The following is a 23127-nucleotide window of genomic DNA, read 5'->3' on the forward strand; positions in this document are numbered from 1 at the left end:
GTTCCGGCGAACTCTACCGGCGCCTAGACTTGATCGGGTGAGCACCCCCATCCCCACCCCCTATGAGGATCTGCTGCGCGACGTGATGGCCAACGGCGCGGCGAAGAGCGACCGGACGGGCACCGGGACACGCAGCGTCTTCGGCCGGCAGCTCCGCTTCGACCTGAGCGAGTCCTTCCCGCTCATCACCACCAAGCGCGTGCACTTCAAGTCGGTGGCACTCGAACTGCTCTGGTTCCTGCGCGGCGATTCGAACGTCCGCTGGCTCCAGGAACGCGGCGTCTCGATCTGGAACGAGTGGGCGGACGACGACGGCGAGCTGGGACCGGTCTACGGGGTCCAGTGGCGCTCGTGGCCCACCCCGGACGGTGGACACATCGACCAGATCGCCCAGGTGGTCGAGGCCCTGAAGAGCAACCCGGATTCCCGCCGCCATCTCGTGTCCGCGTGGAACGTCTCCGAGATCGCCGACATGGCGCTGCCGCCGTGCCACGTGTTCTTCCAGTTCTACGTGAGCCCCGGCACGGACGGCGGCCCGGGGAAGCTCTCCTGCCAGCTGTACCAGCGGTCCGCCGACACCTTCCTCGGCGTGCCGTTCAACATCGCCTCCTACGCGCTGCTCACCCTGATGATGGCGCAGCAGACCGGCCTCGAGCCCGGGGAGTTCATCTGGACCGGTGGCGACGTGCACGTGTACGACAACCATGTGGAGCAGGTCGCCGAGCAGCTGTCCCGGGAGCCGTACCCGTACCCGCGGATCGAGCTGAAACGCACGCCGGCCAGCATCTTCGACTACACCCTGGAGGACTTCGACGTGGTCGACTACCAGCACCACCCCACCATCAAGGCTCCGGTGGCGGTATGAGCGGCACCCCCTCGCCGTCCACCCTCGGCGTACGCGACGCCGTCGGGTCGCACCCCGTGATCGGCATGATCTGGGCGCAGACCGAGAACGGCGTGATCGGCAGGGACGGCGGCATCCCCTGGCACGTGCCGGAGGACATGGCCCACTTCAGGGCGACCACCACGGGGCATCCGGTCATCATGGGCCGCCGCACGTGGGAGTCCTTCCCCGAGAAGTTCCGGCCCCTGCCGGACCGCACGAACATCGTCCTCTCCCGCTCCGGCACGGATCTGCCGGGCGCCGTCGTCGTCGATTCGCTGGACGCCGCCCTCGAAGCGGCACAGGCCGGACCGGGCGCCGAGGAGATCTGGATCATCGGCGGCGGGCGGGTCTACGCAGAGGCCATGGACCGGGCGAACGCCGCCCTCGTCACCGTCGTCGAGTCCACCGCGGAGGGTGACACCGTCGCTCCGGCCCTCGGTGCCGACTGGACCCTCGCGGCGCTGAGCCCCGAGTCCGGCTGGTTCGAGTCCTCGGGCGGGACCCGGTACCGCATCAGTCTCTGGACGAAGCAGGGCTGAACCCGCGGCCCGGCCCGCCTCAGGGAGGTGCCGGTCACAAAGCGCGGTCCGCAGGACCTCCACGGCTAAACTGGAGGGCATGACTTCAGCACCCGACAGCCCAGCCCTGCCCTCCGTCGGATTCGTGGGCTGGCGCGGCATGGTGGGCTCGGTCCTCATGCAGCGGCTCCAGGACGAGGGCGACTTCACCCGCATCAATCCTGTGTTCTTCTCGACATCGGCCGCGGGCGGAGCCGCACCGTCGTTCGCCGACGGCTCCGGCACCCTGCAGGACGCATACGACGTCGGGACGCTCGCCAAGCTGCCCATCATCGTGACGGCACAGGGCGGCGACTACACGTCCGAGGTCTACCCGAAGCTGCGCGACGCCGGGTGGTCCGGGCTGTGGCTCGACGCCGCGTCCACCCTGCGCATGGAGCAGGACAGCGTGATCGTCCTCGACCCCGTCAACCGGTCGGCCATCGACGCCGGACTCGCGAACGGTGTCCGCGACTTCATCGGCGGCAACTGCACGGTCTCCTGCATGCTCATGGGGCTGGGCGGGCTCTTCCGCAACGGCCTCGTGGAGTGGGGCACCTCGATGACGTACCAGGCGGCCTCCGGCGGCGGCGCCCGCCACATGCGCGAACTCCTCAACCAGTTCGGGGCCCTCCATGGCACCGTCGCCCTGAACCTCGACGATCCCGCCTCGGCGATCCTCGACATCGACCGGGCGATCCTCGCCAAGCAGCGGCACCCGAGCCTCGAGGCCACGCAGTTCGGCGTGCCCCTGGCCGGATCGGTCATCCCCTGGATCGACAGCGACCTCGGCAACGGCCAGTCCAAGGAGGAGTGGAAGGCCGGTGCGGAGACCAACAAGATCCTCGGCACCGACACCCCCATCCCCTTCGACGGCCTGTGCGTCCGCGTGGGCGCCATGCGCTCGCACTCGCAGGCCCTCACCCTGAAGCTGACGCAGGACCTGCCCGTGAGCGAGATCGAGTCGATCATCGCTGCGGACAACGAGTGGGTGCGGGTCATCCCGAACACGAAGACGGACACCCTCGCGGGGCTGACCCCGGTCGCGGCGACGGGGTCGCTGGACATCCCGGTGGGCCGCATCCGCAAGCTCGAGATGGGCACGGACTACATCAGCGCCTTCACGGTGGGCGACCAGCTGCTGTGGGGTGCGGCCGAGCCGCTGCGCCGGATGCTGATGATCGCCACCGGAAACCTCTAGCCCTCGGCGTCCGCCCCTGCTGCCGGTGGTGAAGCGGGCGCGGACGCCTGGTAGATCAGGGCCCTCGCCACGTCCCGGATCCGCACGTTGCTGTCATTGGACATCTGTTTGAGGCGCAGGAACGCCTCCTCGCTGCCACACCGGTGACGACCCATGAGGATTCCCTTCGCCTGGTCGATCACACCCCGGGACGTCAGTGCCTCCTGGAGCTGCTCCACCTCCCTGCGGGCCGAGTGGTAGAGGCTCGAATGCGCCATGGCCGTGGTGGCGTACTCCACGAACCGGCGTGAGGTCTCGGCAGAGCTCTCCGCCGGCGGCTGCTCCAGGTACCCGAGGATCCTGACGAGGTCGTCCCGGTAGTCGGTCACGTCCTCCACCTGTTGCAGGACGGCGACGAGCACACCGTCCTCGTCGAGGACGGGGATGTTGACCGGACTCCAGTAGCGTTCGAGGAACGCGCCGGGCCGCGTCGGGTCGGGGATGTCGTAGCGGTGGATGTGCAGGCTGTCCCGCTGCCCGGTGGAGATCACCCGCTCGAGGGACTGGCGCATGGTCCGGGCGGGGGCGTCATCGGTCTGTCCCGGGTTCTCGGGGAAGACATCGAAGGCCTGGCGGCCGACCAGCTGGTCCCGGCTGATGCCCGTCGATTCCGTGAACGCCGCGTTGACGTCGAGGATGACGAAGTCGAGATCCATCAGGGAATAGCCCGAGGTGGACGCCTCGAAGGCACTCTCCCGCAGGGACCTCGCCGAACCGTCCGGTCCTCGGCGCGTGACGTGTCGCTGTTCCGTCATTCGTATCCTTGTCGCTCACAACGGTTCCGCAGCAGGCCATGACGCTGCGATCGTTCGGATGGACAATCGTATCCACTGCCCCCGACATCCTGCGGGCACATCCGGCGGGTATCCCGTGCTTGCATCCCGGGTGGGAAAAGGTCGGAGGGTCGCGGCAGGATGGGCGCATGGATCCCGTGAACGCAGACACCATCCTCCGGCGCTTCTTCGCCGCGAGCGGCCACACGCGCCATCCGGAGAGCCTGCTGCGGTACGAGCGGGTCCAATGCCACCTCCGGGACTACCTCGAGACGGTCGCGGCCACCCGGTTGGAGAGGGTCGACCAGGAGTTGCTGGCCCTCGAGCGCCAGTTCGGGACCACGGAACCCTATGTGCGGGTCATGGGCGCGCAGCAACTGCTGCACGCACTGCCGGAGTTCCTGTCGCCTCCCCAGCTCCTGCCGGATTTCCACGACCGCCTCGCCCAGATCAGCGTCGCATCCCGCCTGGCGCAGTGGCTGTGCTCGCGGCGGCTCGTGGCGCGCGAGGACAGCCGGAGGGACCTCGTCCTGACCCGCGCTGCCGCCGAGCAGGCCCGCCGCTCCCCCGCGCTGTAGGACTGCGGGAACGCACGCCGCTGGGGCGGGGAATCCGCTAGAGGGAGCAGTTGATGAGCAGCGGCTCGGGTTCCAGGCGGATGCCGAACGTCCGTTCGACGCCGTCGCGCACGAGGCGCGCGACCGCCAGGAGGTCCGACGCCGCGGCGCCGCCCCGGTTGGTGAGGGCAAGGGTGTGCTTGGTCGACAGGGATGCGCGTCCACCCGCGGCGGCGCGGCCGTCGTCGTCGGCGAGGCCGAAGCCCTTGGCGAAGCCTGCGTGCTCGATCAGCCAGGCCGCGCTGAGCTTGACCCGGCCCTCCTCGCCGGACGGATACCGGGGAGCGTCCTGCGGGAGTCGGTCCGCGACGGCGGAGGGGACGATCGGGTTGGTGAAGAACGATCCGGTACTCCACGTGTCCGGGTCGGGGGCGTCGAGCACCATGCCCTTGCCGGCGCGGAGCCTGAGCACCTCCCGGCGGACGTCGTTGGCATAGGCGCGGGCCCCTACTTCGACGCCCAGCGCCCGGGCGAGCTCCGCATAGCGGACCGGCTTGCTCATGCGCCCGAGCCCCAGCTGGAACTCGACAGCCAGCACCACGTAGCGGGGTGAACCGTTGACGGTGCTGCGTTTGAGCAGGGAGTCCCGATAGCCGAACGTCAGCTCGAAGTTGGTGAAACTCTTGATACTGTCCGTCCCGCGGTCATAGGTCCGGACCATGGCGATGGTCTGCGACACGTCCGAGCCGTAGGCCCCGACGTTCTGGACGGGCGTGGCTCCGGTCGAGCCGGGGATGCCGGAGAGCGCCTCGAGCCCGGAGAAGGCGTGCATCACGGTGTACCGGACCAGTTCGTCCCAGTCCTGGCCGGCCTGGACGCGCACCATGACGCCGCCGCACGTGGCATCGTCGTCGTTCACCGTGAAGCCCGTGGACGTGATGTGGACGACCGTACCGTCGAAGCCGTCATCACCGATGAGCAGGTTGGACCCGCCGCTGAGAATGAGCAGCGGGTCACCCGCGGCATCGGCGGCGCGGACGGCCTCGACGATCTCCTGCTCGGTCGAGGCCTCCACGAGTGTGCGGGCCGGGCCTCCGACGCGGGCGGTGGTGAGGTCGGCGAGACGCGTGCCCGTCAGTGGCGCCGTCACGGCAGCCTCACCACGGCCTGTGCCTTCACGAGGACCTTCTGCCCGGCGGACATCACCGTGAGGTCGACCCGTGCCGTCGATTTCTCCGTGTCGATCGCGCCCACGACGCCGGTCACCTCGACGACGGCCCCCGGCTCCCCCGGCTGCGCCGTCGTGTCCTCGACGACGACCGGCTTGGTGAAGCGCGTCTGGTAGTCGACGACGGCGGCCGGATCCCCGACCCAGTCGGTGACGAGCTGCACCGCGGCGCCCATCGTGAACATGCCGTGGGCGATGACGCCGGGAAGCCCGACGCCCTCGGCGAAGGCCTGGTTCCAGTGGATGGGGTTGAGGTCGCCCGAGGCCCCGGCGTACCGCACGAGGTCCTGGCGCGTGAGGGCGATGGTGGCGGAGCCGATCTGCTGCCCGACCTCGAGTGTGGAGATGGATACCGTCATGGCTACTGGTCCTCTCCGCGCACGAGGATGGAGGACGTCGTCGTGGCCGTCGGCTCTCCGTCGACGGTCGAGATCTCGGCGCGGGTCGTGATCATCGCTCCCCCGCCCATGGCCCGCACGGAGTCCACGTGCAGTGCGGCGACGAGCTGGTCCCCGGCGAGGATGGGGCGATGGTGGACGAAGCGCTGGTCGGCGTGCACGACGCGCGTGAAGTCGATACCCGCGGACGGATCGCCGATGAGCTGCGCATCGGCGCGCTGCGCCACGATGATGGCGAACGTCGGCGGAGCCACGAGGTCCGCGTGCCCGAGCGCCGCCGCGGCGTCGACGTCGTAGTGTGCCGGGTGCGTGGCCTTGACGGCCCGCGCGAAGTCGCGGATCGCCTCACGTCCCACGGAGTAGGTCTCTCCCGCGGGGTAGCTGCGCCCCTGCAGGTTCGGGTCGATGGTCATGGGTCCTCCGGTGGAAGCGGCGTGGGCAGTGGCGAAACGAGCGGCGTCGCACCGCGCGGGAGTGGAACGGTCAGCGCAGGTCCTTTATGCGGCGTCGGACGTCGCGGGACCGGACCACCATGCCGGCGAGGTGGCACACCATGCCGACCACGATGACCGGGATGCCGGTGAGGACGAGGGCGCGCTGGTCCGTCGCGGCTCCGACGACCGCGACGAGGATGCCGATCGCCGTGGTCACCAGCGCGGAGACCACCAGCTTGCGGTACAGGTCCGAGCCGGTCTCCCAGGGCGTATTCAGCATGATCCGATTCTACTGCCGACTCCACCGGCCGCTGCTCAGAACAGTGCTTCCTGGACAGCGGGCACCGGCGTGCTGAAGGCCCCGGGCCTGATGCGCCGGCCCTTGAGCTGCGAGAGGTCCGCGACGAACAGGAGGTCGGTCCCGTCGATCGAGACCAGCGCCGACGGGCCGAGCACCTCTCCGACGGTGAAGCCGTGCCGGCCGCTGCCCAGGAACGCCGGGTACGGCTGCAGCCCGCTCCGTCCGAGGACGGCGGACCACGCCGCCGGCGGTTCGAACTCCTCGTGCACCACCTCGAAGCCGTCCAGTCCCAGGCCGCTCTCGAGCAGTCCCCGGGCCGCCAGGGCGAGACCGTCGTTCACGTGCTGGAGCTGCACAGGAGGCAGGGGTGCGCACAGCGACGCGGCCTTCGTCCCGGAGCGGACCGCCTGCTGGAGCCCGGTGCTACGGGTCACCTCGTCCTCGAGGATCCGGACGATCCGACCGTCGACGGCGTGGGCCACGAACTGTGCGACCACCGCGCCCTGCTCCACGAGTCGGGCCCGCTTCCTCGGGTGGGATGCCGTGCCGACCTTGCTCGAGCCGTCCGCGAAGGTCGCGACGTACAGCCAGTGGGGCTGGTCGAGGTAGCGCTTGAGCCCCGCCGGAGCGATACCGGAGCGGTGGATGTCGTGCATGAACCGGACGTCGTCCTGCGCGAAGCACCGCGCGCACTGGTAGCCCCGTTCGGCGGGCGCCTGGTCCGCGCACCGCACCCAGGTCCGGTCCTCCCGGCCGTGGACCCGGTGGAACCCCAGGCAGTACCGCCCCTCCGCGGCGACCTCGTAGGCCAGCCTCGTGCCGGGCGTGAGGCGGATGTCCTGGGCGCTGTCGTCGCCGGATCCGCCATCAGCCACGGCTCCCGGCACCTCGCCGGACACCACCGTCGCCACCGCCGGCACCGTCCGGAGTGACAGGACCGGCCCCGAGGAACGCCAGTCCACGCCGCTGCAGAGGGAGAAGGGATCCATACCTCCAGCCTAGACGCGGCCGCTCCCCCGTCGTCCGGGAGCGTCAGGCGAGCACTGCACTGAGGTCGTAGGCGGCGGGGATGTCGAGCTGCCCGAAGGTGCAGGAGCGTGCTTCGCGGTCCGGCCGCCACCGCTCGAACTGTACGGTGTGCCGGAAGCGGTCGCCCTCCATCTGGTCGTACCGCACCTCGACCACGCGCCGGGGGTGCAACCGGATGTAGGAGACGTCCCTGGCCGAGGCGAAGCGGCTGCGCTCGGTCTCGCCCCGTTCGATCTCTCCGGCCGCGTCGCGCATCACCTCGGGTTCGAGCTCCTCGACGAGTTCGAGCCGCCGCCTGTCCGAGAACGCCGAGATGCCGCCGACGTTGCGGAGTCCGCCGCCGTCGTCGTACAGGCCGAGCAGCAGGGAGCCGACGCCCGAGCCGGACTTGTGCACCCGGTATCCGAGTACCACCACGTCAGCGCTGCGGTGGTGCTTCACCTTGAGCATCAGCCGCTTGTTCGGTCCGTACGCGGCCGTGAGGGGTTTGGCCACGACGCCGTCGAGGCCCGCGCCCTCGAACTCGACGAGCCAGCGCCGTGCCAGGTCGACGTCGCGCGTGACCTGCGACAGGTGGACCGGTGCGGAGAAGGACTCGCCCACACCCTCCAGCGCCTTCCGCCGCTCACCGAAGGGGACAGCCGTCAGGTCCTGGTCGTCGATCGCGAGGAGGTCGAACGCCACGAAGGACGACGGCGTCTCGTGCGCCAGGAGCCGCACCCTGCTCTCCGCGGGATGGATGCGCTGGGACAGTGCCTCCCAGTCGAGCCGTTCCGCGCCCGGTTCACCCTGCCGCACCACGATCTCGCCGTCGACGACGCAGCGATCGGGCAGGTTCTCGAGCAGGGCTTCGACGAGCTCCGGGAAGTACCGGGTGAGCATCTTCGAGCCCCTGCTCCCGATCTCGCAGGTGCCGTCCTCGATCCTGACGACGGCACGGAAGCCGTCCCACTTCGGCTCGTACAGGAGCCCGCCCGGCACGCTGTCCGGGTCGGGCACGGCGTTCACCGCTTTCGCGAGCATCGGCTGGACGGGGAACGGCAGGTCGGTCATACCCTGATCCTGTCGCAGAGGACCCGCGCTTGGCTATGGGCGCAGGCGCGGGTCCTTCCGGGGACGCCCGCGGTCAGGCGGTCTGGCCCTCGTGCGGGCCTTCGGCGATCTCCTCGAGGAGCTTGTCGTTGAAGGCGTCGAGGTCTCCGGGGTTCCGGCTCGTGACCAGCCCCTGGTCCACCACCACTTCCTCGTCGCTCCAGTTGGCGCCGGCGTTCTTCAGGTCGGTGGCGAGCGTGTGGTAGGACGTCAGGTCGCGACCGCTGACCACTCCGGCCTCGATCAGCAGCCATGGGCCGTGGCAGATGGATGCGACGGGCTTGTGCTGTTCGAAGAACGCCCGGGTGAAGGCCTGGGCGTCCTTGTCGACCCGCAGGAAGTCGGCATTGACCACACCGCCCGGCAGCACCAGTGCGTCGTAGTCGTCCGCCGTCGCATCGGACACGGCGAGGTCCACCTCGAACGTTTCACCCTTGTCCATGCCGTCGAAGCCCTGCAGCGACCCGGTCTTGGGCGAGACCAGCGTGGGGACGCCGCCCGCTTCCTTGACCGCGTTCCACGGGCTCGTGAGCTCGATCTGCTCCACCCCGTCGGTCAGCAGGAATGCGACCTTCTTGCCTGAGATGTCGTGTTCGGACATGCTGTTCTCCCTTGCGTAGAGCGTGGCTGTCGTACGGTGTCCAGCCTAGGAAGCGCCCTAGTGATAAGCAAGCTGAGCAATTTTCCCCATCGGCCTCGCTAGGACCGCTTGGGGCGGGCACGCACGTGCATGCGCTCGCCCTGCTGCCCGAAGAGGCTGATGAATTCGACCGATTCCCCGTCGGCGCTGGCGAACCAGTGCGGCGTGTGGGTGTCGAACTCGGCAGCCTCGCCCGGTCCGAGCACGAAGTCGTTGCTCCCGAGCACGAGCCGCAGCGAGCCGTTGAGGATGTACAGCCACTCATAGCCCTCGTGCACCTGCAGATCGGGCTCCGTGCCGCGTGCGTTCCCCGCCAGCACCATCTTGTACGCCTGTACGCCACCCGGTCGCTTCGTCAGGGGGATGGCCGTGATGCCGTGGTGCTCGATCGGGCGCAGGTGGATCCGGGGATCACCGGTGGGAGGCGCTCCGACCAGGTCGTCGAGCGGGACGCCGTAGAGCTGCGCGATGGGCAGCAGGAGTTCCAGGTTGGGGCGCCGCTGGCCGGATTCGAGCCGGGACAGGGTACTGACGGACACGCCGGACGCCTCGGACACCTCGCCGAGGGTCAGGCTGCGTTCGGTACGCAGGGCCCGGAGCCGGGGTCCGACGGCGTCGAGCACTGATGTGAGGTCTGCTGCCATGGGTCCATCTTGCCATACCGGCAAAGAAGTTTGCTCATCTTGCCTCATCGCGCCGATGCTGGATTCATCAGCGCACTAGAAGGAGAACCACCATGCCAGCCACTATCAGGCCACTGCAGGACAGGTACGACGTCGTCGTCGTCGGAGGCGGAGCCGCGGGACTCAGCGCCGCCGTGACCCTGGGCCGCGCACTCCGCTCCGTCCTCGTGCTCGACGCCGGCCGTCCCCGCAACGCACCCGCGCAGGGCGTCCACGGATTCCTGACACGTGAGGGCATGCATCCGCTCGCGCTGCTCGACGCCGGCCGCGGCGAGGCGGAGTCCTACGGGTCCACGGTCCTGGCGGCCGAGGCCGTGCAGGTGCGGCGCGAGACCCGAGGATTGGTCGTGGAGCTGTCCGACGGCCGCGTGGTCCGGGGCCGCCGCCTGCTCCTCGCCACCGGGCTCACCGACGGCCTGCCCGACATCCCCGGGCTCCTCGACCAGTGGGGTGCGGGCGTGGTCCACTGCCCGTACTGCCACGGCTACGAGATCCGCGGGCGGCGCATCGGCATCCTGGGCACCGGGCCCCTGTCCGTCCACCAGACCCTTCTCTTCCGGCAGTGGTCGGACGACATCACGCTCTTCCTCAACGACGCGGTGAGGCCGACGGACGAGGAATGGGACCGCCTGGCAGCGCGCTCCATCCGCGTGGTCGACGGCGCCGTCGCATCGGTCGACGCCATCGACGGCGTGCTGTCAGGGGTGACGACGCGCAGCGGCACGGCTTTCGCGCTGGACGCCCTCGCCGTCGGCACCCGGATGGAGGCCAACGGCGGCCTGCTCGCGCCGCTCGGACTGCCGGAGCAGCAGCATCCGTCGGGGATGGGCCGGTTCGTCGAACCCGGACCTATGGGCACGACGGCGGTGCCCGGCGTCTATGTCGCCGGGAACGTCTCCAATCTCGCCGCGCAGGTCGTCGTGGCTGCGGCAGAAGGCACCATGGCAGGTGCTGCGATCAACGCGAGCCTCGTCGAGGAGGAGACGGCCTGGGCCGTGGAGGGCTACCGCGGGCCCTTCTCCGCGTCGTCGGAGAGCGAGGTCTCGGCGCGCGTCCTCGGCACGCGCCGGCACGGGCTCGATGATGGGGTCCCGGGTGCTCCCGCACCCGTCGGGTCGATGGTCCGCGACAGGGCCGGGGAAGGGGTGCGCCATGCAGGTTGAGTACACGCAGGAGTTCTGGGACGACCGCTACCGGCAGCGTCCGAGGATCTGGAGCGGCAGGCCGAACCGCCAGCTCGTGGCCGTGGTGGAGGACCTCCCTGCGGGAAGGGCACTCGACGTCGGCTGCGGAGAGGGAGCGGACGCCGCCTGGCTCGCCTCCCGCGGCTGGTCCGTCCTCGGCATCGATGTCTCCGAGGTGGCGCTCTCCCGTGCCCGGGCCCACGCGGAGGGTCTCGAACCGTCCGTCGCCGAACGCCTCGAGTGGCGCCGGGTGGACCTGCTGGCATCACCGGAGCTGCCCGCGGGCCTGGACCTCGTCTCCGTCCAGTTTCTGCATCTGCCGGAACCGGAGCGTTCGCGCATCTTCGGCTCCTTGGCGACCCTGGTCGGCGTCGGAGGGACGCTCCTGATCGTCGCCCACGATCCCTCGGACCTCCATTCCGGCGTCGGACGGCCTGCCCAACCCGATCTCTTCTACACGCCGGAGGAGATGGCAGGGCTGCTCGACGACGGCTGGGACATCCGGGTGTGCGAGTCGCGTCCACGCGTCGAGCGCACCGCCGACGGCCGGGACGTGAGCATCAGCGACGCGGTGCTGCAGGCGGTACGGACCGGCTGACCCGTCCGCAAGGGCCCGGCGGCGTTCTCCGTCGCGTGCTTCCCGCCGGGCCCGTCGGTAGCCTCGACGCATGCAGTGGATCACGGAGAGATACGTCAACTTCGCCAGCATCATCGACGACGCGACCCTCGAACAGAACCGCAGAACCAGCTCCATGCCGTTCGTGTACCCCCACTTCGCCTCCATGCCCGACGCCCATCTGGGCCTTGGCTGTGCCGTCGGCTCGGTCCTGCCGACCCTCGGCGCCATCATCCCCGCGGCCGTCGGGGTGGACATCGGCTGCGGGATGGTCGCCGTGCGCACGGACCACTCCGCGGGGGACATCGCCCGCCTGGACCGGCGGAGGCTGCGTGAATCGATCGAACGAGCCATTCCCCTCTCCGCGGGCAACAACAACAAGCGGGTGTCCGCCTCCGCCCAGCCGCGCATCGACGCGCTCGACGAGGACGCCCGGCGTGCCGGGTTCGACCCTGCCGGCTACCTGAAGAACTGGCGGCTCCAACTGGGTACCCTCGGCTCCGGCAACCATTTCATCGAGGTGTCGCTCGACGAGGCGGACGACGTCTGGCTGTTCCTGCACTCGGGCTCGCGGGGTATCGGGAATCGCATCGCGCAGCGCCACATCCGAGCGGCGCAGGACTATTGCGCGGGCCGTTCCATCTCGCTGCCTCACCGGGACCTCGCCTACCTCGAGGAGGGCACGCCAGCGTTCGACCGCTACATCAGCGAACTGCTGTGGGCGCAGAAGTTCGCCCTGCTCAACCGCGAGGAGATGATGGACCGCGTGGTCGGCCAGTTCACGCACTGGGTGGGCAAGCCCGTGCAGGAGCTCGAACGCATCAACTGCCACCACAACTACACTCACCGGGAGAACCACTTCGGGAAGGACGTGTGGCTCTCCCGCAAGGGTGCCATCGCGGCGGATCCCGGGCGACCCGGCCTCATCCCGGGCTCGATGGGCACGCGCTCCTACGTGGTGACGGGCCGGGGCAACAGGGAGGCGATGGACTCGGCACCCCACGGCGCGGGGCGGGAGTACTCGCGCAACGCCGCGCGGAGGACCTTCACGCAGGACCAGCTCCGGGCCGCGATGCAGGGTATCGAATTCCGGGACACCCCTGCCTTCCTCGACGAGATCCCCGCCGCCTACAAGGACATCGATGTCGTCATGCAGGATGCCCGGGACCTCGTGGACATCCGTCATACCCTGCGCCAGATCATCAACGTGAAGGGCGACTGACGGCCCCGGACGGCACCGCGGACGGGAGTGGCGGCGGCTAGGCTGGCGCCATGTCGCTCCTGACCGGCACGCAGCCGCCCGAACCGATCGTCGTGGACGTCGCATCCGATGTGCCGCAGTGGTGGGAGATCGTCGGCGCCCTGGCACCCCTCGCCGTCCTGCTCGCTGCGGTGCTCGCGGCTGTCACGGCGTTCGCGGCCCTCCGGCAACGCTCGACGGCGGACCGGGCCGCACTGGAGCAGAAGAGGCGTGCGGACGACCGGGCCGAATGGTGGCGCAGGACGCAGTGGGCCATCGACGCCGCGACATCCCTCGACCCGATCCGGCAGGAAGCAGGGGTGGAGGCGCTGCTCCAGCTGTCCTACAGCGATCTGGCGACCGAGGAGGACCGCCTGATCCTGGACGCGATCTGGGTGAGCAATCCGGTGGCGAATCCGGAGGATCCCGACGCTGGACTGCCCGAAGGCGGTGCCGGACAATGAGACCAGGACGAAGGAGAGCGCCGATGACCGATTCAGCACATGCACGGCAAGCCCCGTCCGGGCAGGGCGGCTATCGACGACCCGCCGATACTCCGCGGGTGACGGCGGCGAAAGCACGTCTCCGGGTGGCCCTCGACCAGCAACTGGGTCGCAAGACCCCCCAATCCGTGAAGGATGCGGCGGCGGGCAAGCGCTAGCAGCTGCACGCGATCCTCGAATCGGGGCCCGGCAGGTTCGCCTGCCGGTCTTCGTCGTGCCCGGGCGTCGTGCTCCGTGAACTACGAGGATGAGCGGTGTGGGGCCTTCATGCCGACGAGGTGTTCGGAGACCTCCCAGATGCGGCGCGCGTCGTTCATGTCCGTCATGGGTGCCCAGTGTTCCCGGGCGACGGGGCGTCCGCCGGTGGTGCGCCTGGGTCCGAAGAACTGGTCGCCGCTGGGGTCGGGCGCAGTGGCTGCCATGAGCGCCGGCAATGCCGCGCTCTGCGGGGTGCCGGCCAAGCCGACCCGGGAGAGGACTCCGATGAGGCGGCGCTCCGGCGGTATGCGGTCGCGGCCCATACCTGGCTGTGCGGCCAACAGGTTCGTCGGTGAGATGCCGGGGTGTGAGAGGTTGCTGCTGATACCCCATCCTTCGACGCGGCTCCTTGCGTCGAGTTCGCGGGCGAACAGGCCGACTGCGATCTTGGATCCGGTGTAGGCCGTCATGACGTCGTAGCTGTGCTCGTGGTTCAGGTCGTCCCAGTTCAGGAAGCCCTTCCTCGCGGCGACGCTGCTCTGGTGGGTGACCCGTGCGCGGCCTTCCTTCAGGAGCGGCAACAGGCCCACGGTGAGGGCGAAGTGGGCGAGGTGGTTCGTACCCCATTGCAGCTCGAACCCGTCACGGGTGACCTGTCGAGTGGGTGGGCGCATCACGCCGGCGTTGTTGACCAGGATGTTGATGGGCCGTCCCTCGGCGGCGAGGGTGGTGACGAGGGTGGCGACGGATGCCAGGGAGGACAGGTCCAGGGATCGGGTGCTGACGCTCGCGCCGTCGATGGTCGTGCGGATGCGTTCGGCTACGGCGGCCCCCTTGTCCGGGTTGCGGACGGGCATGATGACCTCGGCTCCAGCCTGTGCGAGGCGGGCGGCGATGACGGCGCCGATGCCGTCGCTGGCGCCGGTGACGACGGCGAGCTGTCCGGTCAGGTCAGGGATGGGAAGGTCGTGGTTCTGTGGCATCTGAGGGTCCTTCGGTAGAGGCCGGGTGATCACCGGAATCGGTGCCTGAGTTCATGCTGTACCGGTTGCCACACCCCAGCCAGGACCTGTCGATCCACGGATGACGAAACAGCGGACAGGAGGCGATGCTGCGACGCCTGGTGTCGCGTGCTGCGACGATGCGGAGAGGAACGATCAGTTGCTGATGGTCTGCGTGCCGATGACGGTCAGCAGTTGCAGTTTCTCGTGGCTGTCGCTGCCCGGCACGGCCGTGTAGACGAGCAGGCGATGGGACTGGTCCGGATCGAGCAGGGTCTGGCAGTTCAGGTCCAGGCGCCCCACGGTGGGATGGAGGAACCGTTTGAACTCGGGTGGCAGCACGCCCACGTCCTGCGCGTCCCACACCCGGCGGAAGTCCGCATCGTCCTGCAGGAGTGCCGCGAGTTCAGCGGCCCTTGAACCCGGCCCGCGGAGCGCGATGAGCTCGCGTAGGCCCGAGGCGTAGACGCGGGACAGCTGCTCACGTTCCTCAGGTGGATATGCTTCCCTGACTGACGGGTCGGTGAACCAGCGGTACCCGATACTGCGTCCTGGGCCCGTACGCGATGAGGCATCACCGAGTACGGCCAGGCCGAGCGGGGTCTGTCGGAGGGTGTCGCCCACCTCGGTGATGATCTCCGCCGGCGTATCGGTCAGCCGGTCGAGGATCCTCATCAACCCGGGGCTCACGAACTCGCTCGCCGAGCCCCGTGGCGGGGGCGTATGCCCGGCGAGGCGAAAGAGATGATCCCGTTCACCGAGAGTCAGATGCAGCCCCTGAGCGATGGAGGTGATCATCTGCTCCGAGGGGTGAGGTCCTGTGCCGCGCTCCAATCGGGCGTAGTAGTCGGTCGACATGTGGCACAGTCCGGCCACTTCCTCGCGGCGCAGACCACTGGTCCTCCGCCGCTGACCCCTCATCAGGCCGACGTCCTCCGGCTGCAGCGATTCACGACGAAGTCGCAGAAACGAGCCCAGACCGTCACGATCGATCATGCGGACCTTCCCTTCATGGCAGGTCTTCCGTCCAGCAGGTCGACGCTCGACCATCCAGGGTCTGCCGATCCACCCATGGAGCGCTTTCCGGTCGAGGCGTTCGTCGAGCCCGCCTCAGTGGACGACGTCGTAGACGGCCTTCACGACACCATTGGGGTAGTTCTCGGACTCGCGAAGGCGCAGCTGTTGCCGGTCCCTGTCCATGGTGCTGAAGAGTCTCTTCCCGGCACCCAGCAGGACTGGGAACACGAGGAGGTTGTACCGGTCGACGAGATTCGCATCGGCGAGGGCCCGCGCGAGTTCGGCACTGCCGTGGACGAAGATCGCGCCGCCGTCGCCCTGCTTGAGTGCGGCTATGTCCTCGACGGATCGCAGGATCTCCGACGGGCCCCACCCGTCGATGAGCGCGTGCTCGTCAAGACTCGTCGAGACGACGTACTTCGGAAGGTCCTTGTAGGCCGCATGGTCCTCCGATCCGACCCAGATGGGCGCGAACGCTTCATAGCTGCGGCGCCCGAACATGAGCGCTGTCGTCTCCGCCAACTCCTCCTCTTTGAGGGCGAAAGCCTCAGGCAGGAACTCGGTGCTGAAAACCCATCCGCCACCGCGGTGCCCCTCTTCGACCCCACCGGGGGAATCGACCACACCATCCAGCGACATGAATCCCGTCCACACCAGTTCCCGTGACATCAAAAACCTCCATTGGTTCATCCAGTTGCCTACATGCACACGGTAGACGCAGCGCGCAGCAGGAATTCATCGGTTGCCTTGGTGAATGGTTCTGAGCCTCATGTGGGCTCCTGATCCGCGCGGGAGCGCGTCCGGTATCGCCCGGGCGGGAGCGAGCGTTCGCGGTGGAACGCTCGGCTGAAGGCGTAGACGGAGGTGTAGCCCACATCGGCGGCGGTGTTCTCGAGGGGATCGTCGGTGTCGCAGGCGAATCCTTCGTCGGTAACGCGAAGGGTAGGACGCGCGACGGGGGATCCCGTCAGGTGCAGTCACCTCCGGCTCTACCGGACGAAGATGTTGGTGTGGACCTCAACCCAGTTGTCGCGCTTCAGGTCAGTTGTGTCGTACGAGTCCAAGACCAGCGTCAGCTGAGGCAGACTCGAGCCTCCCCCTGGCGAGACGGTGACCAGTTGACCATGACCGCGGCCACACCCTCCGATGAAGTCGTCGTTGTCGACCGCGTACGCGCAGTAGCCCTGGTCGTCGTTCATCGCTCCTATGAAGTAGGCAACCTGATTCTGCTCGGCCACCTTCCTGACCGAGTCCGCGTTCACGCTCTCGTCTACGACGACGTCCGGTAACCGGTCCGCCGCGGTGGCCTCCCGGTCCAGGGCCGTGATGCCGTATTCAGCACCACTGCATCCGCCGATCAGGATCAGTGTCGAAGCCAGGGCTGTTGCCGCTGCTGCCTGCTTGAAGTGCATCATCGTCCCCCTCGACAGCCGCCAGAGCATTACCTCGTCATGACGCTATCAACGGGCACAGGCGCCTCTGACGCGTAGCTCCGGATTGGAGCATCGAGCCCCCTTGATGCGGTGACCGCCGGGGGTAGCGGAACGCCGGCCACACCGAATGTCGAAATGAATGTACCCGCTACACGCGCATCCGATCATCGCCGGTCACCCGTGGAGCCCTGATACCTGTAGCTGTGAATCACAGCGGTGGGTGGCGTGGCTTTCACAGCGTTCGATGGCTGACCAACGTCCGTATCAGGATCGACATCCGGCGCTGGAAGAAGACTTCCATATCAGTTCAGTTCCGTGACGAAGCCGATCTTATTGCCGTCCATGTCCGTGAGTTCGAAGAACTCGACGACATCCTGAATCCGCCGCAGCTCGCTGACCCGGAGCCCGAGTTTTTTGAACCTCATGTGCTCTTCGGCGGCATCTTCGACGCTGATGTTGACGGACAAACCCTCGCACCCAGCGAGCTGTGGAGCCAGCGCAAGCTGAAGCCAGAAAGGGCCGAGGTCGAATTCCACGAGACCGTCGAGAGGCATCTGCGCGGGCTCCCCAAGCTCGAAAGCTGATGTATACCAGGCAACCGCTGATTCCACATCACGGACTGGCACCCCGATGGTCACTGCTTGCGCTCTCATCCGAGCAACCTAGCAACCCGCCCATGAGGTGGGAAGGACCATCGGGCGCTTCAGAGCTGGAGGACATGACTATTCATGCCCGTGAGCCGGTCCTGACCGAGAATATGACGGCGATCATGGGAACCCGTGAGGCGACAACTGCCGTGCCGAACTCATAAATTCTTGCCCGGTCCGACAGGCGAGATCTACCCCGTTGCCTCATAGGTCGCCGGTACAGCCGCGATAGGGAGAGTGGCGATGGTCTCCCTGAACACGTCGGCTTGTCCCTCAAGCCTCCTGATCAACGCGCCGGAGTGCTTCGCTCTCGTCGGTTGCTGACCGAGGGCGCGGGTTGCTGATGCCTCTAGTTGCGCTGCCCCCACCATCGCCGCACTGGCCTGCAGGCTCAGAAGCGCCGTGGTGATCTCTTCTTCGTCATGGTCTTGATAAGCCTGTTCGATGCGCTCTATCCGACCGGCCAGGAGTGCGCTGAAGGTGGTCAGAAAGTCCATTGCGACGTACAGGTCAAGATCTTCGACGAGCTTCGCCAATGCGGTCGTGTCAAAGACAGGAATCATCGGGTGCCTTCGAGTGCTGGTAACCCGCGGTATTCATCAGTGTCCGGGATTGACTGACTCGAGGTAACGCTGCACCGCGAGCTTCGGCACCCGGTAGGAGCGACCGAAGCGGATGCTCTCCATCGCCCCGGACTGCATCAACCGATACACCGTCATCTTCGACACCCGCATACTGGCAGCTATTTCTGCGACCGTCAGAAGGTCTGTCGTCATCGATGTGTTCTGTGCCATGACTACCCCAGCTCCCCGTATCGTGTGCCACGTTGGCCACAGTCTTAACACTGAACTGTTCCTGCTGGTTACACACGAGTAGTGACTACCTGTTCCGCACCACCGTCGACCAAGTACCAGGCAGGCCGCCGGCTCCTGGTGTCACCGCATCCGATGGATGCTGAGGCGCACCCGCAACGGACGCTGGCACCACATCACCGCCGACGCTTCAAGCGGTGGATGGGCGACGTGACCCCAACCTGCCGGGCACTCGATGAGGAACCAGAGGCAACCGATGGACTCCGAGGCCTAAGCCGGCCCTTCGATAGGATTACCCGTCCCGTGCTCGATCCAAGGGCCGGTCCCGGTCACCGGGCACGTGGCATCCAGAGCCTTCGACGTGGTGTCGTAATCGGTCGTGGGGAGCCCGTACGTCGAGCTGAGCATGGCGATGTCGCGATCGACGCGACCGTCGCTCCACAATGCGTCATAGCGGAATCCTCGAACCTCGCGACGCAGCCACCTGGTGGTGCGAGGGTACGCGGTCACCCGGAAAGCGATCGGCGCCTGATCGCGGGTCGACCAGGTGCGGGCATGCCGCAATACCGTACCCAATCGGGTGACGGCGAACGAGGACTCGGCGGTCCCGGCATCGGAGAACGACGCCATGCCTCCGTACAGGGTCAGGGAATCCGAGGCGGCTTCACGAAGATGATGTTCCCCCTGGATGTCCTCGAACAGCCGAAGGAGCCGATCAGCGGCATGGATTCGCGCCTCGTCCCCCTCTGCCTGAGCGACCACACGGACATGAGCGATGGCGGCGATGGCATCACTCTGGACCGACTCGACCGTTTCCCGCTTCGTACTCATGCCCTCATCCTATGGATGCGCCAGAGCAGCCTCATCAAGGAGGCCCTGTCGGGAATCCCTCAGCGGATGATGCATCCTGTGGAAGCGAGGATCCATTGGTCGAAGGCGTCCAGGTGGGCATCAGGCGAGACACCTGCGAGGTCGACACGCGTGGCGTTCCGGCCGCTCTCGACGAACCGGTTCTTCTGCTCGGTGGTCGACTTGCCGTGCTCGGCATATATCACCAGGGTCGGGACAGCGAGGCTCTCCATTCCTCCCACCGCCGCGACATGCGGCAGTGAGGTTCCGGGGCATCACGTCCCGCTCGAACCGGGGGTACAGGCCATCCTCGCGTTCATCGAGGACCGCTCCCCATGAGCGCGACAGCGCACGGCGCCGAGAGCGGCAAGCGCGGACTCCTGGTCGCATACGGGCCGACCATGACCTTCCGGAGTCCCGCCGCCGGCGTCGCACTTCACAAGGACGAGTCGGCGCACCCCGGCTGGATGAGGGCGCCCAGGGGCGGTGCTGTACGAGTAACGCCGTCAGCAGACAGAAGAAGACCCCCGGAGTCTCGAGGACTCCGGGGGTCTTGTCTGTAGCGGTGGTGGGACTCGATCCCACGACCTCACGATTATGAGTCGTGCGCTCTAACCAGCTGAGCTACACCGCCCTAAATGAGGCTGCCCGCACCGATCGGATGATCGTCACGGGCCCCTCATTCATGAGCCCCCCACCGGAATCGATCCGGTGACCTCGTTCTTACCAAGAACGCGCTCTACCACTGAGCTAGGGGGGCAACAGCAAGAAACTTTACCAGTTCCCGGCCGCTGGTGCGAAATCGACAGCGGCCCGAACGGGCCGACCCCTGATTCCGCGTCGGACCCGCGCGGGGCGAGGGTCCGACGGGGTTCGACTAGCTAGTTCCTACCACTGCTCGGACTGGGCGCTGGAGCGTCCTGCTCCGGCTCCCGCACCCTTGGTGTAGCGGGGCTTGCGGGTGGCGTCGCCCGAGAAACGGGTGTCGCCGTCGCGCTTCGGAAAGTCCTTCTTGAAGGGCTTCTTGAACTCGCCAGCGCCGCGGTTGCCCGAGGGCTTGCGTCCCTTGTCGAGCTCGAGGTGGATGAGCTCACCGCCGATGCGCGTCTTGGAGAGCGCACGCAGCTGGTCCGTGGACAGGTCCGCGGGCAGCTCCACGAGGCTGTGGTCGGCGCGGATGTCGATGCCGCCGATCTGCGAGGAGGACAGGCCGCCCTCGTTGGCGATGGCGCCGACGATCGAGCCCGGCATCACGCGCTGGCGACGCCCCACCGCGATGCGGTAGGTGGCGTTGCCCTCGGTGAGGGTGCGCGTCGGGCCACGGGAGCCGAAGGCGTCCTTGCGGCCCTCGGCCCGCTCGCGCTGGCCGGCGGGAGCGACGGGGATGTCCTGGACGAGGATCGGCTGTCCGCCCTGCGCCATGACGGCGAGGGCAGCGGCGATCTCGGTGGCGGGCACGTCGTGCTCGCGCTCGTAGTTCGCGATGAGGTCGCGGAACAGTGCCACGTCCTTGCCTGCCAGCGTCTGGGTGATCTTGTCCGCGAACTTGCTGAGGCGCAGTTCGTTGATCTTCGCCGTGGAGGGCAGCTGCATCTGCTCGACGGGCTGGCGCGTGGCCTTCTCGATCGAGCGGAGCAGGTACTTCTCACGCGGGGTGATGAAGAGGATCGCGTCACCCGAACGTCCTGCGCGGCCGGTACGACCGATGCGGTGGACGTAGGACTCCGTGTCGTTGGGGATGTCGTAGTTCACGACGAGCGAGATGCGCTCCACGTCGAGGCCGCGGGCGGCGACGTCCGTGGCGACGAGGATGTCGATCTTGCCCTCGCGCAGCGCCTCGACGGTGCGCTCGCGCTGCTGCTGGGGGATGTCTCCGTTGATGGCTGCGGCTGTGAAGCCCCGTGAACGCAACTTGTCCGCCAGGTCTTCCGTGGCCGCCTTGGTACGGACGAAGGCGATGATGCCGTCGTAGTCCTCCACCTCGAGGATGCGGGTCATCGCGTCGAGCTTGTGCGGGCCCATGACCTGCAGGTAGCGCTGACGCGTGTTGGTGCCCGTCGTCGTCTTGCCCTTGACCGAGATCTCGGCCGGATCGTTCAGGTACTTCTTGGCGATCCGGCGGATGGCCGGCGGCATGGTCGCGGAGAACAGTGCAACCTGCTTCTCGGCGGGCGTCGAGCCGAGGATCTTCTCGACGTCCTCGGCGAAGCCCATGCGCAGCATCTCGTCGGCCTCGTCGAGGACGACGTACTCGAGGTTGGAGAGGTCCAGCGACCCCTTCTCGATGTGGTCGATGACGCGACCCGGGGTACCGACGACGACCTGCGCGCCGCGGCGGAGGCCGTTGAGCTGGGGGCCGTAGGGCGATCCGCCGTAGACGGGAAGGACGGTGAAGCCCTCCATGTGCTTGGCGTAGGAGGTGAAGGCGTCGGCCACCTGCAGCGCGAGCTCGCGGGTCGGTGCGAGCACCAGGACCTGCGTGTTCTTGCTGGGTCCGCCGTTGACGTCTGCGAGTTCCGCCATCTTCGACAGCGCGGGTACGGCGAACGCGGCCGTCTTGCCGGTGCCGGTCTGGGCCAGGCCGACGACGTCGCGACCTTCGAGCAGCGCGGGAATGGTTGCTGCCTGGATGGGTGAGGGCTTTTCGTAGCCGAGGTCGTTCAGTGCCGCGAGGATGCGGCCGTCGAGGTTGAGCTCGGTGAAGCGGATGTTCACGCCGTCGTCGTCGGACTCCGGAGCGGGAACCGCTGCGGTGGTCTCGGTGACGGGAGTGGTGTCGGTGATGTGCTCGGACAGGTTTTCAGGCACGGAAAGAATTCCTCCAGATAGGTGCCGGACGGCCTGAGGATGGAGCCCGCAGAGCCGAATGAACATGGATCCGGCACTGTTTCAATCCCGAGGCCGAGCTCCTCGTCACACTGTGTTCTCTGCTCTCTCAGCAGTGATGTGTGACGTTTCTTCTAGCCGGCGCTCCCTGATGAATCTGCTCGCGAGTCTTCGCTCCGAGCCCCAACACAACCTATCCGGCCCGAAAGGGGCGGAAATAAAGGGAATACCGGTGTGGGGGATGTTCCCAGTCTACGGCACGTACGCCCCGTCGCGCTCCACGAGGAGGCCATCCGGCAGGTGACGTTCGGCACGTCAGGCCGGCGAGGCGACCTTCAGGGCCTGCAGCGCGGCCTTGCGGACCTGCGGGGTGAGGGCGAGGTGTCCGGCCGCCGCGGCATCGAGCAGTGCGTGCGCCTGGCGTGCGTCGGGGCCCGCGTAGACCTGCGCAGCGGTGACACCGTGCTCGGGGACGCTGGTCACCCGGATGGTGTCACCCGCGGAGACGCTCCCCTTGGTCACGACGCTCAGGTAGGTGCCCACCCTGTTGGCCTCGGCGAAGCGCTTTACCCAGGACCTCTCGCCGAGGTACCGGGCGAAGTTCACGCAGGGCGTCCTCGGCATCGTCACCTCGAGCACCACCTGCTCCCCCACGCTCCACCGCTCACCGATGACGGCGTTGGAGGCGTCGATCCCCGCGACGCGGAGGTTCTCCCCGAACAGGCCGGGCGTCACCTCACGCCCCAGCTGCTGCGCCCAGAACTCGGCGTCGTCCTGGGAGTAGGCGTAGAGGGCCTTCGTCGGTCCCCCGTGGTGCTTCCGGCTCGCCTGGATGTCGCCGGTGAGTCCGAGCGGATGGACGTTCACGGGCCCGTCGACCGCACGCTTGTCGATCGCAGTGACCCCGGTCGAGTCCTTCGTGGGGAGGAGTTCGTGCACGCGGCAGACGGCGAGGAGGGTACCGGTGGTCATGGCGACCATCC

At 67.8% G+C, this 23127-nt stretch carries 29 protein-coding genes and 2 tRNA genes; 10 read left to right on the forward strand and 21 right to left on the reverse strand.

The window, feature by feature from the left end; all coding sequences use genetic code 11:
- Nucleotides 1-85 precede the first annotated feature (85 nt).
- The 3 genes from ACX80U_RS01785 to asd all read left to right on the forward strand — a co-directional run bounded on the left by ACX80U_RS01785 (nt 86) and on the right by asd (nt 2644).
- Complete coding sequence (locus ACX80U_RS01785) at nt 86-865, forward strand: thymidylate synthase (RefSeq protein WP_459267342.1); 780 nt, start codon at nt 86-88, stop codon at nt 863-865.
- Complete coding sequence (locus tag ACX80U_RS01790) at nt 862-1425, forward strand: dihydrofolate reductase (protein WP_459267194.1); 564 nt, start codon at nt 862-864, stop codon at nt 1423-1425. Before ACX80U_RS01785 ends, ACX80U_RS01790 begins: the two co-directional genes overlap by 4 nt.
- A gap of 79 nt (nt 1426-1504) precedes the next feature.
- Nucleotides 1505-2644, forward strand: coding sequence for an aspartate-semialdehyde dehydrogenase (gene asd, locus ACX80U_RS01795; RefSeq protein ID WP_459267195.1), 1140 nt, complete (start codon nt 1505-1507; stop codon nt 2642-2644).
- Here the strand turns inward: asd and ACX80U_RS01800 are convergent.
- On the reverse strand, nt 2641-3438 hold the full coding sequence (locus ACX80U_RS01800; RefSeq protein ID WP_459267196.1) for an ANTAR domain-containing protein: 798 nt from the start codon (nt 3436-3438) through the stop codon (nt 2641-2643). The two genes, asd and ACX80U_RS01800, sit on opposite strands and share 4 nt — an antisense overlap.
- 167 nt (nt 3439-3605) lie before the next feature.
- On the opposite strand from ACX80U_RS01800, the gene ACX80U_RS01805 reads away from it, so the two are divergent.
- Nucleotides 3606-4034 carry a hypothetical protein gene (locus ACX80U_RS01805; RefSeq protein ID WP_133082372.1) on the forward strand — a complete coding sequence of 143 codons (429 nt, stop codon included), beginning with the start codon at nt 3606-3608 and terminating at the stop codon, nt 4032-4034.
- 37 nt (nt 4035-4071) lie between these two features.
- Here the strand turns inward: ACX80U_RS01805 and ACX80U_RS01810 are convergent, their stop codons facing one another.
- The 8 genes from ACX80U_RS01810 to ACX80U_RS01845 form a co-directional block, all read right to left on the reverse strand.
- Nucleotides 4072-5151, reverse strand: a complete 1080-nt coding sequence (locus tag ACX80U_RS01810) for a UDP-N-acetylmuramate dehydrogenase (protein ID WP_459267343.1) — start codon at nt 5149-5151, stop codon at nt 4072-4074.
- Nucleotides 5152-5159: 8 nt separating this feature from the next.
- Nucleotides 5160-5600, reverse strand: coding sequence for a MaoC family dehydratase (locus ACX80U_RS01815; protein ID WP_459267197.1), 441 nt, complete (start codon nt 5598-5600; stop codon nt 5160-5162).
- 2 nt (nt 5601-5602) lie between these two features.
- Entirely contained in the window at nt 5603-6052 is a 450-nt protein-coding gene (locus ACX80U_RS01820) for an FAS1-like dehydratase domain-containing protein (protein ID WP_133082370.1), read from the reverse strand.
- Between the two features lie 70 nt (nt 6053-6122).
- On the reverse strand, nt 6123-6353 hold the full coding sequence (locus ACX80U_RS01825) for a hypothetical protein (RefSeq protein WP_459267198.1): 231 nt from the start codon (nt 6351-6353) through the stop codon (nt 6123-6125).
- A gap of 35 nt (nt 6354-6388) precedes the next feature.
- Nucleotides 6389-7363: a DUF2797 domain-containing protein gene (locus ACX80U_RS01830; protein ID WP_459267199.1), complete on the reverse strand. Its 975-nt coding sequence runs from the start codon at nt 7361-7363 to the stop codon at nt 6389-6391.
- A gap of 43 nt (nt 7364-7406) precedes the next feature.
- The gene (locus tag ACX80U_RS01835; RefSeq protein ID WP_459267200.1) at nt 7407-8456 is read right to left on the reverse strand and encodes an ATP-dependent DNA ligase; all 1050 of its coding nucleotides are present in this window, start codon (nt 8454-8456) and stop codon (nt 7407-7409) included.
- Nucleotides 8457-8529: 73 nt separating this feature from the next.
- A complete protein-coding gene (locus ACX80U_RS01840) occupies nt 8530-9096 on the reverse strand; it encodes a type 1 glutamine amidotransferase domain-containing protein (protein ID WP_459267201.1) in 567 nt (188 codons plus the stop codon).
- Between the two features lie 98 nt (nt 9097-9194).
- A complete protein-coding gene (locus ACX80U_RS01845; RefSeq protein WP_208739053.1) occupies nt 9195-9779 on the reverse strand; it encodes a helix-turn-helix domain-containing protein in 585 nt (194 codons plus the stop codon).
- Between the two features lie 92 nt (nt 9780-9871).
- Here ACX80U_RS01845 and ACX80U_RS01850 point away from each other — a divergent pair, with 92 nt between their 5' ends.
- The 5 genes from ACX80U_RS01850 (at nt 9872) to ACX80U_RS01870 (ending at nt 13519) form a co-directional block, all read left to right on the forward strand.
- The gene (locus ACX80U_RS01850; protein WP_459267202.1) at nt 9872-10981 is read left to right on the forward strand and encodes an NAD(P)/FAD-dependent oxidoreductase; all 1110 of its coding nucleotides are present in this window, start codon (nt 9872-9874) and stop codon (nt 10979-10981) included.
- Complete coding sequence (locus ACX80U_RS01855) at nt 10971-11600, forward strand: class I SAM-dependent methyltransferase (RefSeq protein WP_459267203.1); 630 nt, start codon at nt 10971-10973, stop codon at nt 11598-11600. Before ACX80U_RS01850 ends, ACX80U_RS01855 begins: the two co-directional genes overlap by 11 nt.
- 70 nt (nt 11601-11670) lie before the next feature.
- The gene (locus ACX80U_RS01860) at nt 11671-12840 is read left to right on the forward strand and encodes an RtcB family protein (protein WP_459267204.1); all 1170 of its coding nucleotides are present in this window, start codon (nt 11671-11673) and stop codon (nt 12838-12840) included.
- A 50-nt stretch (nt 12841-12890) separates the two neighbouring features.
- Nucleotides 12891-13322: a hypothetical protein gene (locus ACX80U_RS01865; RefSeq protein ID WP_459267205.1), complete on the forward strand. Its 432-nt coding sequence runs from the start codon at nt 12891-12893 to the stop codon at nt 13320-13322.
- A 23-nt stretch (nt 13323-13345) separates the two neighbouring features.
- Nucleotides 13346-13519, forward strand: coding sequence for a hypothetical protein (locus ACX80U_RS01870; RefSeq protein WP_459267206.1), 174 nt, complete (start codon nt 13346-13348; stop codon nt 13517-13519).
- 81 nt (nt 13520-13600) lie between these two features.
- On the opposite strand, the gene ACX80U_RS01875 is transcribed toward ACX80U_RS01870, so the two are convergent.
- The 4 genes from ACX80U_RS01875 to ACX80U_RS01890 form a co-directional block, all read right to left on the reverse strand.
- Nucleotides 13601-14542 (reverse strand): SDR family oxidoreductase, encoded by a 942-nt coding sequence (locus tag ACX80U_RS01875; protein ID WP_459267207.1) that lies wholly within the window; start codon nt 14540-14542, stop codon nt 13601-13603.
- A 174-nt stretch (nt 14543-14716) separates the two neighbouring features.
- Entirely contained in the window at nt 14717-15556 is an 840-nt protein-coding gene (locus ACX80U_RS01880) for a helix-turn-helix transcriptional regulator (protein ID WP_459267208.1), read from the reverse strand.
- 114 nt (nt 15557-15670) lie between these two features.
- Nucleotides 15671-16246 carry a dihydrofolate reductase family protein gene (locus tag ACX80U_RS01885; protein ID WP_133082359.1) on the reverse strand — a complete coding sequence of 192 codons (576 nt, stop codon included), beginning with the start codon at nt 16244-16246 and terminating at the stop codon, nt 15671-15673.
- A gap of 320 nt (nt 16247-16566) precedes the next feature.
- Nucleotides 16567-16992, reverse strand: a complete 426-nt coding sequence (locus ACX80U_RS01890; RefSeq protein ID WP_459267209.1) for a hypothetical protein — start codon at nt 16990-16992, stop codon at nt 16567-16569.
- Between the two features lie 221 nt (nt 16993-17213).
- Here ACX80U_RS01890 and ACX80U_RS01895 point away from each other — a divergent pair, with 221 nt between their 5' ends.
- Nucleotides 17214-17594: a hypothetical protein gene (locus ACX80U_RS01895; protein WP_459267210.1), complete on the forward strand. Its 381-nt coding sequence runs from the start codon at nt 17214-17216 to the stop codon at nt 17592-17594.
- Nucleotides 17595-17848: 254 nt separating this feature from the next.
- Here the strand turns inward: ACX80U_RS01895 and ACX80U_RS01900 are convergent, their stop codons facing one another.
- The 8 genes from ACX80U_RS01900 to ACX80U_RS01935 all read right to left on the reverse strand — a co-directional run bounded on the left by ACX80U_RS01900 (nt 17849) and on the right by ACX80U_RS01935 (nt 23116).
- Nucleotides 17849-18220: a hypothetical protein gene (locus tag ACX80U_RS01900; RefSeq protein ID WP_133082356.1), complete on the reverse strand. Its 372-nt coding sequence runs from the start codon at nt 18218-18220 to the stop codon at nt 17849-17851.
- Nucleotides 18221-18256: 36 nt separating this feature from the next.
- Nucleotides 18257-18451 (reverse strand): excisionase family DNA-binding protein, encoded by a 195-nt coding sequence (locus tag ACX80U_RS01905; protein WP_133082355.1) that lies wholly within the window; start codon nt 18449-18451, stop codon nt 18257-18259.
- Between the two features lie 288 nt (nt 18452-18739).
- Nucleotides 18740-19300 carry a hypothetical protein gene (locus ACX80U_RS01910; protein WP_459267211.1) on the reverse strand — a complete coding sequence of 187 codons (561 nt, stop codon included), beginning with the start codon at nt 19298-19300 and terminating at the stop codon, nt 18740-18742.
- Between the two features lie 59 nt (nt 19301-19359).
- On the reverse strand, nt 19360-19551 hold the full coding sequence (locus ACX80U_RS01915) for a hypothetical protein (RefSeq protein WP_133082353.1): 192 nt from the start codon (nt 19549-19551) through the stop codon (nt 19360-19362).
- A gap of 327 nt (nt 19552-19878) precedes the next feature.
- Nucleotides 19879-19952: transfer RNA gene (locus ACX80U_RS01920), tRNA-Met, on the reverse strand.
- A gap of 54 nt (nt 19953-20006) precedes the next feature.
- Nucleotides 20007-20078: transfer RNA gene (locus tag ACX80U_RS01925), tRNA-Thr, on the reverse strand.
- A 128-nt stretch (nt 20079-20206) separates the two neighbouring features.
- Nucleotides 20207-22192: a DEAD/DEAH box helicase gene (locus tag ACX80U_RS01930; RefSeq protein ID WP_459267212.1), complete on the reverse strand. Its 1986-nt coding sequence runs from the start codon at nt 22190-22192 to the stop codon at nt 20207-20209.
- A gap of 267 nt (nt 22193-22459) precedes the next feature.
- Complete coding sequence (locus tag ACX80U_RS01935; RefSeq protein ID WP_459267213.1) at nt 22460-23116, reverse strand: MOSC domain-containing protein; 657 nt, start codon at nt 23114-23116, stop codon at nt 22460-22462.
- Nucleotides 23117-23127 lie beyond the last annotated feature (11 nt).

This window comes from Arthrobacter sp. TmT3-37, assembly GCF_054510835.1.